Genomic DNA, 15,128 nt, shown 5'->3' on the forward strand with positions numbered 1-15,128 from the left:
GTGCGGATGATCTGGGGGCGCCGACCGTGCGGGGTGCACGGCGGGTGTCGATGATCGGGGGCGTCCGAAGCCGCCTCCGATGTGCACGGCGCTCGCCAGAGTAGCGGTCCGCGGGGCCACGACGGAGCTCGGCGCGGCCGGAATGTCCAGCATGAGCAGAACCTCCTAGGAACCTTCACAGCGCCGTCATCCCCAGGTGTCCTCGATATTCTGCGGTCTCCGTACACTGGGTCACGTGCCGTTCCGCGGCCAACGACCACCCGCAGGAGGCGCTGTGACCCATTCCGCACCCGCAGGCGGCCCGACGCCGCATCCAGGGACCGCTCACCCCGACGCGACGACCGCACGGATCGTCGCCGTGGTCGTCACGTACAACCGAGCTCAGCTGCTCGGCGAATGCCTCGACGCGCTCGATGCCCAGGAGCGGCGTCCGGATGCCGTCGTGGTCATCGACAACGCGTCCAGCGACGCGAGCGGCACGGTGGCCGACGAGCACCGGATCGGTGCGGACGTCGTCCATCTCGGCCGCAACGTGGGTGGGGCGGGGGGCTTCGCCGCCGGGATCGCGCGCGCCCTGGTGCGGCACGAGGCGGACTGGGTCTGGGTGATGGACGACGACACCGTCCCGCGTCCCGGTGCCCTGGCCGCCCTGGTGCGTTCCCTGGAGGCCTCGCCCGTGCGTCTGAGCGTCCTCAGCTCCCGCGCGGTGTGGACCGACGGACGCGACCATCCCATGAACACCCAGCGCACCCGGCTGGGAGCGAGCGCGCAGGAGAAGGCGGACGCCGCCCGGGCCGGGGGGCGTCCGATCCGCACCGCGAGCTATGTCTCGGCTCTGCTCAACGGGCAGGACGTGCGCCGGCTGGGCCTGCCCTATGCCGACTACTTCATCTGGTCCGACGATTTCGAGCACACGGGGCGGCTGCTCCGGCACGGTCGTGGTCTCCAGGTCCCCTCCTCGGTCGTGGAGCACCGCACCGTTCTCTTCAGCAATGCCCAGGCGAACCCGGGATCGCGTTTCTACTACGACGTGCGCAATCGGCTGTGGGCGCTGCTGCGCACCACCTCGTTCAGCCCGGGCGAGAAGGTGCTCCATGGCGGCCGTACGCTGCTCGGCTGGGCCGGTCAGCTGCTGCGGCACCGTGGCGACCTGCTCGGCGTGGGGGCGCGGGGGCTGATGGACGCACTGCGTCGCGGGCCCCGCCCGTCGGTCCAGGTGCTGCAGGCGGACGGCGAGGCCGCGGCGGACGTGCGAGCCATCGAGCGGGCGGCCGGGCGGTGACCGCCCAGCGCGGCACGCCGGCATCGGACCGGAGCACGCCGCCCTTCGTGGTGCTCATGCCGCTGTGGGGGCGGGACGTCCCTGATCGGGTCGAGCTCGCCATCTCCTCGGCGACCGTCGACCAGCACCTGCGCCCCGATCTCCTCCTCCTCACGGTCGACGGACCCCTCCCCGCAGCTCTGGAGGGCCTCGTCGCCCGCGTCGTCGACGGCGAGTTCGGCCCGGCGGAGGTACTTCGTCATGACGCACATCGCGGTGTGGCCGCGGCGCTGCAGGACGGGCTCGAGGCATCGCCCTACGAGCTGGTGGCGCGAGCCGACGCCGATGACATCTGCCGGCCGGAACGCTTCGCCCTGCAGATCCCGCGCATGCGGGGTGATGCCGGGGGGCTCGCCCCCCTGGACCTGCTCGGCGGCTCGATGCGCGAGTTCAACGACCGGATCGCTCCGGGCGACGGCCCGCTGCGCTCCCGCCCGCTGGAGCACGACCAGATCGTCGAGTACCTCCCGCACCACAGTCCGTTCCACCACCCCACCGTGGTGATGCGGCGGTCCGTCGCGCTCGCCGTGGGCGGGTACCGGGTCCTCCCGCTGCTGGAGGACTACTGGCTCTGGGAGCGGATGATGCTCGGCGGCGCTCGCATGGGCAACATCGAGGAGGTCGTCGTCGACTATCGCGTCGATGAGGATCTGTTCGCGCGGCGCGGCGGATGGCGGCTGTACTCGAGCGATCTGCGCCTGCAGCGCCGCTTCGTGATCGACCGCGTCACGACGCCCTGCCAGTTCCTGCAGAACCTGGTGCTGCGTGGCGTCTACCGCTTCATCCCCGGGCAGCTGCGACGAATCGGTTACCGAAAGTTCATCGAGAGTTCGGCCTGAATGTGACGTCCTCGGCGGGCCCGCCGAGGACTCGTCGGACCGGAGGGATGCGGTCCGGCGCTCCGCTACTGTGAACGGGTCCCCAGCGGACCGTCGCCTGCTTCGAAAGGACTTCCTGTGTCGACTCCTGACCTCCTGATCGTGGGTTCCGGCCTGTTCGGTCTGACCATCGCCGAGCGGGCGGCCGTCGAGCACGGCGCCAAGGTGATGATCATCGATCGTCGCCCGCACGTCGGCGGCAACGCGTACTCCGAGACCGACGAGCAGACCGGTATCGAGGTCCACAAGTACGGTGCCCACCTCTTCCACACCTCGAACGAGAAGGTCTGGGAGTACGTCAACCGGTTCACCACCTTCACCGGCTACCGGCACACGGTCCACACCACCCACAAGGGCGTGGTGTATCCGCTGCCGATCAACCTCGGCACGATCAACCAGTTCTTCGGGGCCGCCTACACGCCCGACGAGGCGCGCGCGCTGATCGCCGAGCAGGCCGGCGAGCTCGCGGGCACGGACCCCGAGAACCTCGACGAGAAGGGCGTCTCGCTCATCGGTCGCCCGCTGTACGAGGCGTTCATCAAGAACTACACCGGCAAGCAGTGGCAGACCGACCCCAAGGATCTGCCCGCCTCGATCATCTCCCGGCTCCCGGTGCGCTACACGTACAACAACCGGTACTTCAACGACACCCACGAGGGGCTCCCCACCCAGGGGTACACCGCGTGGCTCGAGCGGATGGCCGACCATCCGAACATCGAGGTGCAGCTGGACACCGACTTCTTCGACACCACGCAGCCGCTCAACAAGGACGCCACCCGCGGGAACATCCCCGTCGTCTACACCGGCCCCGTGGACCGATACTTCGACTTCGAGCTCGGCGAGCTCGGATGGCGCACCATCGACCTGGAGACCGAGCACCTCGATGTGGGCGACTTCCAGGGCACGTCGGTGATGAACTACGCGGATGCCGAGGTCCCCTATACGCGGATCATCGAGCCGCGCCACTTCCACCCCGAGCGCAGCCACTACCCCTCGGACCGCACCGTGATCCAGCGCGAGTACTCGCGCTTCGCGGAGACCGGCGACGAGCCGTACTACCCGATCAACTCCGGCGATGACCGCGAGCGGCTCCTGGCCTACCGCGAGCTCGCCGACGCCGAGCCCCGCACACTGTTCGGCGGGCGCCTGGGCACCTACCAGTACCTGGATATGCACATGGCCATCGGCGCGGCCCTGTCCATGGCCGACAACAAGCTGCCCGACCTGCTGCGCGCGTGACCTGCGGGACCCACGGCCTGCACCGTGGGGCCCATGACGATCGCCGACGAGGAGCATCATGAACGCCAACGCACCCACCCTCACCCCGTCCGACCAGGACGCGAACTCCCGGGGCTCGAGCCCCCAGGACTCGACCGACCCGGACACGGCCCTCGAGGGCGCCCCGCAGCGGCTGCTGCAGCGGCTGATCCTGCCCTACGAGGCGTCCCCGGACATCGTCCCGCTGTACATCGAGGCGGAGGACGCCCGCTCGGGCGCCACCGGAGGTGCCTTCGGCCTGGGTGACGCCCCGACGAGTGCGGCCACCGTGGATCCCGGCGCCGCGGCGCGCGGGGCGGTGCAGGCCCCGGTCGACGTCAGCGAGCTCAGCGACCGGCACTCGGTGCGGATCCCGGCACACTCGATGCGGTCCTTCGGGACGTACTTCAACGCCTTCCCGGCCAGCTACTGGCGACGCTGGACCCCCGTCCGCTCGGTCCGCCTCACCATCCGGACCGCGGGCCGCGGACACCTCATCATCATGCGATCCACCGCCCGCGGGACCCTTCAGCGCCAGGAGTCGCGCACGGTCACGGCAGGCCGCTCCGAGCAGGTCTTCGAGCTGCCGCTGACAGCTTTCGGCGATGGTGGCTGGTACTGGTTCGATGCCTTCGCCGGGGGGCAGGACCTCACCATCCTCGGTGCGGAGTGGACGGCGGACGCCGACCTCGCCCGCACCGACGGCACCTTCTCCATCGGGATGACGACGATGAACAAGGTCCCGTACTGCCTCGACAACATCCGGACGGTCGCGGAGGATCCGAACCTGCGTGAGCTGCTGGACGTGATGTACGTCGTGGACCAGGGATCGGATCGACTGCGCGATCACCCCGAGCAGCTCGCACCGCTGCAGGAGCTCCTCGGCGACCAGCTGCAGATCATCGAGCAGGGCAACATCGGCGGGTCCGGCGGGTTCTCCCGCGGTATGTACGAGGCGGCCACCTCGGGCACCTCGACCTATGTGGTCAACTGCGACGACGACATCGTGCTGGAGTCGGAGTCCCTGATCCGGATGACGACCTTCGCGGACTTCGCCACGAAGCCGACCATCGTCGGCGCCCATATGTTCGATCTCAACAACCGCAGCGTGCTGCACACCTTCGGCGAGGTCGTCGATCCCTGGAGGATCCAGCCGTCGCTGGCGAATCCGGGCGCCGCCATGGGGCATGACTTCGCCCAGGAGCCCCTGCGGTCCACGCCCTGGCTGCACCGCCGGGCCGACGTCGACTACAACGGCTGGTGGAGCTGCCTGATCCCCACCGAGACGGTGCGGGCGATCGGCCTGAGCCTGCCGGTGTTCATCAAGTGGGACGACGCCGAGTACGGCCTGCGCGCGAAGAAGGCCGGCTATCCCACGGTGTCGCTGCCCGGCGCCGGGGTCTGGCACATGAGCTGGGTCGACAAGGACGACCTCGTGGGCTGGCAGGCCTATTTCCACGAGCGCAACCGGATCATCACCGCTCTGCTGCACTCGCCGTACTCGCGGGGCGGCCGGGTGATCAAGGAATCGCAGTTCCTGGATATCAAGCACCTGATCTCGATGCAGTACTTCACCGAGGCCGGGCGTCTGCTGGCGCAGCGGGACGTCCTCGACGGGCCGGAGGCGCTGCACCCGTCCATCGGCACCAAGCTCCCCGAGATCCGGGCGATGGCCGCGCAGTTCGACGACGCGACGTCGAAGAAGGACCAGGACCACTTCCCGTCGGTCCACCAGGACAAGCCTCCGCGCAAGGGGAAGCCGTTCACCGAGCCCGCCCCCGTGAAGCTGCCGGCATGGACGGTGAAGGTCCTGGCCAAGCAGCTGCTGAAGGCGCCGACCTCCCGAGCACAGGAGAACCCGCAGGCTGCGGTCGCGCACCTCGATGCGAAGTGGTGGCGGCTGTCCGCCTATGACAGCGCGCTGGTCTCGAACGCGGAGGGAACCCAGGTCTCCTGGTACAAGCGCGATCCGCGCCAGGTGCGGTCGATGCTCGGCGAAGCCGTGGGGACGCACCTGGAGCTCCACCGTCGGTGGCCCGAGCTGCAGCGCTCCTACCAGCGGGCCGCCCAGCACATCACGTCCTTCGCGGAGTGGGAGAAGACCTTCGCCGCGAACCCGGCGCCGGTGCGCGAGCGGGACCGAGCCGCCCAGGACCTCGGGCCCGAGACCGCCTCCTCGACAGGAAGCGCCCCGGCGTGACCGGGGAGGCCGACGAGCCCCGCACGTCCCTGCCCCAGGTCCCCACCCGCGCCGAGCAGGCACAGGGATGGCGGGCCCCCGGACAGGACGCGGGCTGGCTGAACCCGATCCGGGAACGGTTCCTGCTGCGCCTTCTCGTGCGCAAGGAGCTGCGCGTGCGCTACCGCGGCAGCATGCTCGGCATGCTGTGGAGCTATGTGAAGCCCGCGGTGCAGTTCATCGTCTTCTACATCGCGCTCGGGGTGTTCCTGCAGCTGTCCAAGGGGACTCCCGGCTACGCCGTCTACCTCTTCAGCGGTATCGTCGTGATCAACCTCTTCGGCGAGGTGTTCGGCAACGCGACGAGGTCCATCACGGGCAACGGCGCGCTGGTGTCGAAGATCTATCTGCCCAGCCAGCTGTTCCCGTGGTCGAGCATGATCGTGGCGCTCGTGCACTTCCTGCCGCAGCTGCTGGTGCTCGTGGTGGGGGCGCTGCTGTCCGGATGGCTGCCGTCTGCGACCTCGATGGTCGCCTTCGGTCTGGGCATGGTGATCCTGCTGGTGTTCACGATGGGGCTGGGGATGCTCGCCGCCGCGCTGAATGCCGCGTTCCGGGACGTCGAGAACTTCGTGGACCTCATCGTCATGGTCGCGACCTGGCTCTCGCCGGTGCTCTACCGCATCTCCATGGTGGAGGAGTCGATCGGCGGCACGATCTGGTGGTGGCTCTATCAGCTGAACCCCCTGACGATCGTGGTCGAGCTCTTCCACGTCGCCTTCTGGCGGTACTCCGGTCCTGTGGTCGAGAAGCTGCCGATGGATCCGACCCTGGCCACACCAGGGGAGCCGTTCGGCCTGTGGTGGGCCGGCCTGCTGATCGCCGTGGTCACCTTCGCCATCGGCACCGTCGTGTTCGAGCGCTCCAAGCGGCGCTTCGCCCAGGAACTGTGAGGGGAGCAGAGCGATGAGTCCGAACATCGAGGACGTCCCCGACTCCGCAGCGGTCCCCACGGACCGCGAGATGGTGCGCATCCAGCACGTGACCAAGGAGTTCTCCCTGCGTCACGACCACTCGCTCAAGGAGCTGGTGTTCTCCGCCCTGCAGAAGAAGAAGCTCGCCGACACCTTCCTCGCGCTGGACGATGTGGACCTCACCGTCCACGCCGGGGAGACTGTGGGCCTGATCGGCTTCAACGGATCCGGCAAGTCCACCCTGCTCAAGACGATCTCCGGGGTGCTCTTCCCCGACGCGGGCCGGGTGATCCTGCGGGGCAGGGTCGCCGGTCTGATCGAGGTGGGGGCAGGCTTCCATCCCGATCTCTCGGGCCGCGAGAACGTCTATCTCAACGGGGCGATCCTCGGGATGAGCCGGGAGCAGATCGATGCGAAGTTCGACGAGATCGTCGCCTTCAGCGAGATCGAGGAGTTCATCGACACCGACGTGAAGTACTACAGCTCGGGCATGTTCCTGCGCCTGGCCTTCTCCGTCGCCGTGCACACCGAGCCGGACATCTTCCTGGTCGACGAGATCCTCTCGGTCGGCGACGAGCCGTTCCAGCGCAAGTGCCTCGAGCGGATCCGAGAACTGCAGGCGGCGGGCCGCACCATGGTGGTGGTCTCCCACGAGCTCGAGATGCTCGAGAAGCTCTGCACCCGCATCGTGGTGCTGCGCAAGGGCACCGTCGTCTACGACGGGGATCCGACCGAGGCCGTCGCGACCCTGCGCGCCAGCTGACCTCCCCGCCCGCCAGCTGACCGCCCTGCCCGTGCCCCCTGTCCCGTGCTCAGGCGGTCCCCGTCACCACCTCGTCGGCCGCCTGACGCTCGGTGACCACCTCGGCCGGGCCGACGATCCCGCCACCGGCGAGCAGGGCACGCAGCACGGCGGGCATCGCGCCGCAGCCGTCCCCCGGGACCAGCAGGCGCGGAGGCGTCGAAGCGGCCGACCCTGACTGCCCGGGGAGCGGGCCGCTCCACGCAGGCAGGTTCACGCCGAGCTGATCCGGATGAGCACGCACCTCGCTCACCCAGTCGTGGGCCAGCGGTGGCAGCTGCCCGCTATAGCGCGGTGCCAGAGAGACGGCTTCGAGCACGAGGAGTTCATCGGCGGACTCTGCCAGGGCAGACTCCGGACGGTCGGTGGCCACCACGCGTGGTGCCGACGGCACGTCCGCCGGGGCTCCTGCGGGTCGCGCCGCCGAGAGGTCGGCACCCTCGGGGAGCACAGCGCCCGTCGAGATCGCAGCATCCGGAGAGTTCGCAGCGCCCTGCTCATCGAGCATCGTGACCTCGGCGCCGAGCGACCAGGCGGCGAGCGCGAGCACCAGACGCTTCCAGTGGGCCGGGAGGTCGAGCACCACCTGGTCCCCGGGGTCGAGGGCGACTTCGTCATGGAGGTGCCCGATCGTCTTGATCACCCAGTTGGCGAGCACATGCCCGGACAGCTCGATACGGGCCGCCTCCCCGTACCAGGCGAGCGCCGGGTTCGGTCCGCTGCGCTCGAGGGCTGTCAGCAGCTGGACGTTCAGGTCGGTGCTCATCGGTGATCCTCCGGGGTCTCGGGCCGTGCGATGTCGATCGCCAGGGTCGGCAGGGGTGCGCCGAGGGACTCCGCGCCCAGAGCGACGCGGATCCTCTCGGCGAGAGATCCGGCCGCGACCCAGTCCTGGGGATCCGGGCCGGCCGGGATGACCTCGATACGTGCGCCGGCGGCGAGGGCGACCGGCGCGGCGGAGCCGACCCCTCCATCGTGGTCGTCCGACGGCTCGGGGAGGGTCGAACCGTCCGGACCGTCCGATCGGTCGGGACCGGAGACGCCCGTGCCTGGAGCGGGCACGAGTCGCGCCACGGCGCGGGGGCCGGGGTCGTCGGACCGGGGGATCGCGGCGACCGCGAGGGCGCGTTCGATCCGTTCGGCGACGGGCTCGGGGGACATCCTGGCGATCGGCTCCTGGTACGGCTCCAGGCCGAGCGCCACCCAGACGGATTCCAGGCTCGGACGGCGGAACCAGTCGTCCTCACCGGTGCGCGAGAGGTCTCGGGCGGGCACTGCGTCGTCCGTGGCGCCGAGCACGCCGCGCACCAGGGCGGCGGGCACCCCGCTCGCCTTGCCCTTGACGAGATCGGCCGCGGCGGCGAGCTCGTCGGCGAGGTTGCGCACGGTGACGGTCAGCGGCCTGCCGTCCGCGTCGACCCCGCCGCGCAGGTCCTGCAGGGAGGCGACACCGGCAGCCCCCAGGGCGATGTCACCCACGCCGACCCGCCAGATCCTCGAGGAGGTGTCCGTCAGGAGCACCCCGACCCGCGCTCCGAGCGCGTCGGACAGGGATCGATGCAGGTCACGCGCACAGGCATCAGGGTCCTCGGGGAGCAGCAGCGGTCCGTCGGGGGCATTGGAGGAATCCACCCCGGCGGCCGCCATCACGGGCCCCGAGGCGATCTGCACCACCGAGGTGACGACGCGGGTGTGTCGCCGCCGCGCGACGGTGCGCACGGCGGCCGCTTCCACAGCGGCGTCGCGGTGCTCGGGCTCGACCCGGAGACCCAGCGCCTTGGAGACGATCTTGGTCGAGACGCACAGCACGTCGCCGTCCTGGACGCCCATCGCCTCCAGAGCGGGGAGCAGCACGCCGGCGAGGTCATCCCCGGCATGGATCTCGCCGATCCCCTGCACGGGGAGGATGCTCACCTGACCCGGATACGCCCCGGACCGCGGCGAGGTCGCGGCCTGTACGGTCGACCGTTCGCCCTCCGCTGCGGTGGCCTGTCGATGCGGTGACGTGGTCACGTGATCCTCCCGGGTCTGTGATTCGGGGCGTTCAGCAGGTGCGACGCGCCGGGCCCGCTTGACGGCCCATAACTACATGCGTGTATTTTAGGGCGGTAACGGGCCTTCGGTGGCCACTCAGCAGTGGAAGGAGAGGTGGCTATGGACGAAGAATCAGTCAACGACGACGCGCGTGCAGAGCTGTCCCTGCTCGACTTCGCCGGGCAGGACTCCGACGATGCCGAGATGTCATGGCAGGAGCGCGCACTGTGCGCGCAGACCGATCCGGAGGCATTCTTCCCGGAGAAGGGCGGCTCGACCCGCGAGGCGAAGAAGGTCTGCGTCTCCTGCGATGTGCGGGCCGAATGTCTCGAGTACGCCCTCGAGAACGATGAGCGCTTCGGGATCTGGGGCGGGCTGTCGGAGCGCGAGCGCCGCAAGCTCAAGCGCCGGGTGGTCTGACATCCTTCCCCGGTGAGCGAACGTCATGTCACTGCTGTCGTCCTGCTGAGCGGGTCGACCCCTGAGCGTTCCCGCAACGCGACGTTCGATGCAGTCCTCGCACAATCCCGACCCGCCGACCGCCTGGTGGTGGTCGCCGGGGCGGATCTTCCTGACGAGTCCCGTACCCGACTCGATCAGCTGCTCGGCGACGGCCTCGTCGACGACGTCAGGACAATGTCGTCCACCGTCGGACGTGCCGGGGCGATGTACGAGGCCCTGGACCTCCTCGACGACGTCGGGCCGGCCGATGACGAGGCCCTCGCGGAGGGGCCCTCCGAGCACGGTCCCTCTGCGCACAGTGCCTCTGGCCACGGAGCCTCCGCCCCGTCCCTGTCGACCACGGAACCTGCCGAGACGTCGGCCCCTCCCGGGCGGCGTGCACGCGCCATCGACACGGTGGCGGAAGAGCGACGCCGCACCCAGCAGGCCGAGGACCTGGCCCTGGTCCCCGAACGGCTGCGCACGGAGCGCCAGCGTTCCGGTCGCCGCATCGGCCGCACAGCTGGTGCGGCGGAGGAGAGCTGGCTGTGGTTCGTCACCGACGCCGGGACCCCCGGCCGGGATGCCCTGGAGCGGGAGCTCGAGATGGCGGCGAACTCCCCGAACACGGGCGTGGTCGGCGCCAAGCGAGTCCGTCCCAGGAACCGTCCTGCTCCGGAGGGCATGCCGCTGGGCGGGGTGCGGGCGGAGGACGAGGCCGGGAACTCCCATGACGAGGCCGGAAACTCCCATGACGAGCCCGGCGACGCGGCCCCGCTGACGGCGGAGAGCGCGGACGCCCTGGTCGACGTCGGCCTCACCCTGACGCACGGCGGGCGCATCATCACCGGGGTCGCTCCCGGGGAGATCGACCAGGGGCAGGCCGACTGGCGTGAGGACGTCCTCGCGGTCGCCCTGCCCGGCATGCTGATCCGTGAGCAGACACTGCGTGACGTGGGCGGGCTGGATCCTGACCTCCCCGAACCCTGGGCGGAGATCGACCTGTGCCGGCGGGTCTGGCGATCCGGGGAACGGGTCGCGGTCCAGTCGGCGGCCCGCGTGGTGTCCCCCCATCCGACGCGTCCGCTGCTGGAGCGCCTGCAGGAGCAGCGCACAGGCCAGATCCTCGTGCTGCTGAAGCACCGCTCCCTGCTCATGGCGCTCGCCATGCTCATCCTCCTGCCCCTGACGACGCTGCTGCGCATGGCAGGCTCCGTGGCGGCGTCGCAGCCGCGGCGTGCCGCCATGGAGCTGCGGGCCTGGGCCGCCGCGATGCCCCGGGTGGGCCGGGTGCTCTCCCGGAGCCGAGCGGCGCGCCGCCGGGCGCGCGTGCCGAGCGGTCGGCTCGCCCCGCTGTATCTGCCGCGCGGCGACAGCATGCGGCGCTGGCTCGAGGACACCTGGACGCGGCTGTTCGCCGACGACGATCATCGACGTCGGATCCGTCGCACCACCTGGGGCATCTCGGGCACTCACCACGGTGTGGAGGATGCCGACTACGGCCGTCACGTGCTCTGGACGGTCGTCGTGGCGCTGGCCTCGACCGTCCTGGGGCTGTTCGCGCTGAGAGGACTCTTCGGCCGCGGCGAGCTCACCGGCCCCGGTCTGCGTGCCCTGCCCGAGAGCTGGGCGGCGTCCTGGGCGGCCGCGTGGTCCAGCTGGATCCCCGGCGGCCTCGGGGAGCGGGGCCCGGCAGATCCGCTGATCCGCCTGCTGGGGCACCTCCCGATCGGCGGCAGCTCCCTCGTCGAGGTCGTCGTGTTCGCCGCCGTGCCGGCCAGCGCGCTCGCCGCCTGGTGGGCAGCTGGCGCGATCACCCGCGCCGTCGGCGCCCGGCTGACCCTCGCCACCCTCTGGGCACTGGCGCCGCCCCTCGTCTCCGCCCTCGCGATCGGCGCGTGGCCGCTGCTCGTGGTCCACGCCCTGCTGCCGCTGCTCGCCCTGTGCATAGGCCGCGCGATCGGTCTGCCCCACAAGGTCTCCCAGGCCAGCGTGTCCGCGGCGGCGGCCGGAGGTCTGCTGCTCCTGATCATCGGAGCCGTGAGCCCGGTGCTGGTGCTGCTGACGGCGCTGGGGATCGCGCTCCTCGCGGTCGCCGTGCCCGGCCGGCGCCTCCGCCTGCTGTGGGTGCTGCTGCCCTCGCTCGCGCTGCACGTCCCCTACCTCCCCGTCTACCTCGGCCATCCCGAGACGCTGCTGGCCGTCAGCGGGGTCCCGCCCCGGGCCGCGAGCGCCGACACGCTCGACCTGCTCTCCCTGTGGCCGGTCGCCCCCGGGCTGCAGGAGCTGCTCGTCCCGCTGGTGGGCACCACCGGTGCTCTGCTGGTGCCGATGCTGCCGGTGGCACCCGTGGTGGTCGCCGCCGTCATCTCCCCGCTGCTCGCGGGGAACGCCGGCCGGGCGGGACGGTTCAGCATCCTGGTGGCCGCCGTCGGCCTCATGACCCTGCTGCTGACCCGCTCCACCGCGCTCGCCGTCGCCGGCGACCAGCTGGTGCCGGCACCCTGGAACGCGCTGCAGAGCGCGATCCTGCTGGCCCTCTCGGTCGGCGCCGCCGCGAGCTTCGACGCCCTGGCCCGACGCGAGGAGGAGGACGGCGGCCTGCGGCGCGCCGGTACGACCGTGATCGGCGCCCTCGTCGCCGTTGTCTGCCTCGCGACGGTCGCCGGCTGGACCCTGGCACTGCCCGGTCAGCTCCGTCTGGACCGCGTCGAGGGCGGTGAGGTCCCGGCCGCCGCAGCGGACCAGGGACGCACCGATGCGCGGGCGCGGGTGCTCGTGCTCGCGCAGCAGGATGACGGCACGATCGAGGCGAGCCTCGTCGTCCACGGCGGGGACACCGTCATCCAGCACGCCACGATCACGGATGCGCGCGCCGTGGACACGGTCCGCTCCGGCGAGAGCATCGGCGAGGACCCCGCCCGGAGCGCCCTGCGCACGTCGGTCGCCACGATGCTGTCCAGCGGGGCGGAGGGATCCGACGCCGGTGAGGCGGACCAGGCGGCGGCCTCCCTCGCGATCGCCTACGTCGTCGTGGAGGGCGACCCCTCCGACCAGTCGGATCTCGTGGACGCGCTCGATTCCTCCTCGACCCTGGAGAAGGTCACCGAGGGTGCTCGGGGCGGCATGTGGCGCGTGCTCGGCACGTCACCTCGCGCCGTGGTCGTCAGCGGCTCGAAACCGGTGGCGCTGGCCAGCGGCGTCATCGACGCGACCGGTCGGATCCCCGCGGACAGCAGCGAGCGCACCGTGGTGCTCTCCGAGCGCGCCGACAGCCAGTGGCGAGCGACCCTGGACGGGACCGAGCTCGAACCTGTCGTCGTCGGCGACTGGGCGCAGGGCTTCGTCGTGCCGTCCGGAGCCGACGGCGAGATCGACATCCACCGCGAGCAGCCTGCCCGGCTGGTCTGGCAGATCCTGCTGTACGCGGTTCTCGCTCTGACCATCGTGATCTCGATCCCCTGGCGCCTGCGCACCCGGGACGCGGAGGAGATGTATGGCTGACCACGATCCGCGGCGCGACCACGATTCCCAGCACCCACCGGCTCCCGAAGGCGGCCCCATGAGCGGCGGCACCTCGAGCGGCGGCACCTCGAGCGGCGGCACCTCGGGCGGCGGGCCCGACGAGCAGGGGCAGGAGCACCCGCCCCTGTCCCGCCGCGAGCGCCACGGGCCCGTGCGTCCGGTGCTGGCCCTGGCGGCCCTGCTGCCGCTCGCGGCCGCGATCGGCGTCATCGTGACCGCGCCGACCCCCGAGCCGACGCAGGTCACCCACGCCCAGAGCCAGTCGCAGCCCGGGGCGAGCACGCTGCAGTGCCCGGGGCCGCTCGAGGTCCCCGATCAGCTGCTCGTCGAGACGGCAGATCAGGATCTGTCCGTCACCCCGCCGAGCGCCACGGTGGGTCTGTCCAGCGTCGCCCTCGAGCAGGACTCGTCGGTGCTCTTCGGGCGGGTCAGCGGCTCCGAGACCCTGCAGGACGAGAACGGCGAGGTGCGCGCCCCGTCCCTCGCCACGGAGGCGGCCGACGGCTCCGCGCTGAGCGAGGACACCGCCTCTGCGGACCTCGGTGTGGGGATCCAGATCATTCCCGAGGTCGACGGCGCCTCCGTGGTCCGGGCCGCGACCTCCGAGGGAGGAAGGCCGGTCACGGACTCCGTGCAGTCCACCGCCACCACCAGCGGTGACTACCGGTCGCTCGCGCTGACCCGCTGCGGCGCTCCCCGGACGGATGCCACGTTCCTGGGGATCTCCACGGCCACCGGGGACAGCTCCACGCTCGTGCTGCGCAATCCGACCACGCGTCCTGCCACCGCGTCGGTGCAGGTCTGGACCGAGGACGGGCCGGCCGCGATGAAGGGCCGCAGCCAGATCGTCGTCGCCCCGGGCGCCGAGGAGCAGGTCCTGCTCGAGTCCGTCGTCGGTGGTCACGACGCCGTGGGGGTGCGGGCATCGGTGCTCGGCGCACCGTTGTCGATGCACGTCCAGACCACCGAGCGCGACGGCCTCACCCCCGGTGGGGCGGAGATGCTCACGCCGCTCCCCGCGGCGGCCGTCGAGCAGACCATGCCCGGGGTGGACGTCGCCGGGACGGCCCCCCAGCTGGTGCTGGCGAACCCGCAGGGGACGGACACCACCGCGTCGGTCGAGGTCTCCGGACCCGACGGGGTCCTCGATGCGGCCTCCCTCGAGGACGTCGAGATCGCCGCCGGCGCGGTGGTCCCGCTGCCGCTGGAGGGACTCGCGGACGGCTCCTATTCGGTCACGGTGCGGTCCGCGGACCCGGTGCATGCCGTGACGCGCAGCTCGGCCACCGGGGCGGACCTGCCCGGCGACACCCTCGGGGCGCCGGTCGACTTCACGATCGTCTCCCCGGCGTCCGCCCTGGTCAGCGCCGGAGTCCTGGCGCTTCCGGCCGAGGGAGGTGCCGGGAGCCTGACCCTGACGGCCGCGGAGGCGAGTGGAGTGACCATCGTGCCCCTCGCCGCCGATGGCAGCGCGGGCAAGCCGCTCGAGGTGGAGGTCGCGAAGGGGGCTTCGGTCACGGTCCCGGACAGCTCGCTGAGGATCGACGGCGCCCGCCCGAGCGCGCTCTCCGTGGTCCCGGACGTGCCGGGTGCGGTGCACGCCGGATGGATGCAACGGGAGGGCGACGGCGCCGGCGGCCTCCTGCTCTCGGCGCTCCCGGTCACCACAGCCCAGCAGACCACCGATCCGCTCACCATCAGGGTGCAGGACTGACAG

General features: G+C 71.2%; 11 protein-coding genes. 9 read left to right on the forward strand and 2 right to left on the reverse strand.

What is annotated here, in order from left to right:
* Positions 1-274: 274 nt before the first annotated feature.
* The 6 genes from ACT3UL_RS08815 (at position 275) to ACT3UL_RS08840 (ending at position 7,372) form a co-directional block, all read left to right on the forward strand.
* A complete protein-coding gene (locus tag ACT3UL_RS08815; RefSeq protein WP_444577876.1) occupies positions 275-1,282 on the forward strand; it encodes a glycosyltransferase in 1,008 nt (335 codons plus the stop codon).
* Positions 1,279-2,160 (forward strand): glycosyltransferase, encoded by an 882-nt coding sequence (locus ACT3UL_RS08820; protein ID WP_444577877.1) that lies wholly within the window; start codon positions 1,279-1,281, stop codon positions 2,158-2,160. The genes ACT3UL_RS08815 and ACT3UL_RS08820 overlap by 4 nt, the downstream gene beginning before the upstream one ends.
* Before the next feature lie 117 nt (positions 2,161-2,277).
* Positions 2,278-3,438, forward strand: coding sequence for a UDP-galactopyranose mutase (glf, locus tag ACT3UL_RS08825; RefSeq protein ID WP_444577878.1), 1,161 nt, complete (start codon positions 2,278-2,280; stop codon positions 3,436-3,438).
* Between the two features lie 58 nt (positions 3,439-3,496).
* Positions 3,497-5,656 (forward strand): glycosyltransferase, encoded by a 2,160-nt coding sequence (locus ACT3UL_RS08830; protein WP_444577879.1) that lies wholly within the window; start codon positions 3,497-3,499, stop codon positions 5,654-5,656.
* A complete protein-coding gene (locus tag ACT3UL_RS08835) occupies positions 5,653-6,588 on the forward strand; it encodes an ABC transporter permease (RefSeq protein ID WP_444577880.1) in 936 nt (311 codons plus the stop codon). The genes ACT3UL_RS08830 and ACT3UL_RS08835 overlap by 4 nt, the downstream gene beginning before the upstream one ends.
* 13 nt (positions 6,589-6,601) lie before the next feature.
* Entirely contained in the window at positions 6,602-7,372 is a 771-nt protein-coding gene (locus tag ACT3UL_RS08840; RefSeq protein WP_444577881.1) for an ABC transporter ATP-binding protein, read from the forward strand.
* 49 nt (positions 7,373-7,421) lie between these two features.
* On the opposite strand, the gene ACT3UL_RS08845 is transcribed toward ACT3UL_RS08840, so the two are convergent.
* Both ACT3UL_RS08845 and cofE read right to left on the reverse strand, forming a co-directional pair.
* Positions 7,422-8,177: a TIGR03089 family protein gene (locus ACT3UL_RS08845; RefSeq protein WP_444577882.1), complete on the reverse strand. Its 756-nt coding sequence runs from the start codon at positions 8,175-8,177 to the stop codon at positions 7,422-7,424.
* Positions 8,174-9,325, reverse strand: a complete 1,152-nt coding sequence (cofE, locus tag ACT3UL_RS08850) for a coenzyme F420-0:L-glutamate ligase (RefSeq protein ID WP_444577883.1) — start codon at positions 9,323-9,325, stop codon at positions 8,174-8,176. Before cofE ends, ACT3UL_RS08845 begins: the two co-directional genes overlap by 4 nt.
* A gap of 240 nt (positions 9,326-9,565) precedes the next feature.
* On the opposite strand from cofE, the gene ACT3UL_RS08855 reads away from it, so the two are divergent.
* Genes ACT3UL_RS08855 through ACT3UL_RS08865 form a run of 3 tightly spaced genes read left to right on the forward strand, consistent with a single transcriptional unit; the run spans position 9,566 to position 15,125 of the window.
* A complete protein-coding gene (locus tag ACT3UL_RS08855; RefSeq protein ID WP_444577884.1) occupies positions 9,566-9,865 on the forward strand; it encodes a WhiB family transcriptional regulator in 300 nt (99 codons plus the stop codon).
* A gap of 12 nt (positions 9,866-9,877) precedes the next feature.
* Positions 9,878-13,390 carry a hypothetical protein gene (locus ACT3UL_RS08860; RefSeq protein ID WP_444577885.1) on the forward strand — a complete coding sequence of 1,171 codons (3,513 nt, stop codon included), beginning with the start codon at positions 9,878-9,880 and terminating at the stop codon, positions 13,388-13,390.
* Positions 13,383-15,125 carry a DUF5719 family protein gene (locus ACT3UL_RS08865; RefSeq protein ID WP_444577886.1) on the forward strand — a complete coding sequence of 581 codons (1,743 nt, stop codon included), beginning with the start codon at positions 13,383-13,385 and terminating at the stop codon, positions 15,123-15,125. Before ACT3UL_RS08860 ends, ACT3UL_RS08865 begins: the two co-directional genes overlap by 8 nt.
* The last annotated feature ends 3 nt before the right edge of the window (positions 15,126-15,128 follow it).

This window comes from Brachybacterium sp. 107 (assembly GCF_052379725.1).
Classification (GTDB): Bacteria; Actinomycetota; Actinomycetes; order Actinomycetales; family Dermabacteraceae; genus Brachybacterium.

Excerpts from the sequence above, each read along its gene's own strand:
- ACT3UL_RS08855 (WP_444577884.1), top strand. The coding sequence starts at position 9,566 with ATGGACGAAGAATCAGTCAACGACGACGCGCGTGCAGAGCTGTCCCTG.
- ACT3UL_RS08845 (WP_444577882.1), bottom strand. The coding sequence starts at position 8,177 with ATGAGCACCGACCTGAACGTCCAGCTGCTGACAGCCCTCGAGCGCAGC.
- ACT3UL_RS08865 (WP_444577886.1), top strand. The coding sequence starts at position 13,383 with ATGGCTGACCACGATCCGCGGCGCGACCACGATTCCCAGCACCCACCG.
- ACT3UL_RS08840 (WP_444577881.1), top strand. The coding sequence starts at position 6,602 with ATGAGTCCGAACATCGAGGACGTCCCCGACTCCGCAGCGGTCCCCACG.
- ACT3UL_RS08830 (WP_444577879.1), top strand. The coding sequence starts at position 3,497 with ATGAACGCCAACGCACCCACCCTCACCCCGTCCGACCAGGACGCGAAC.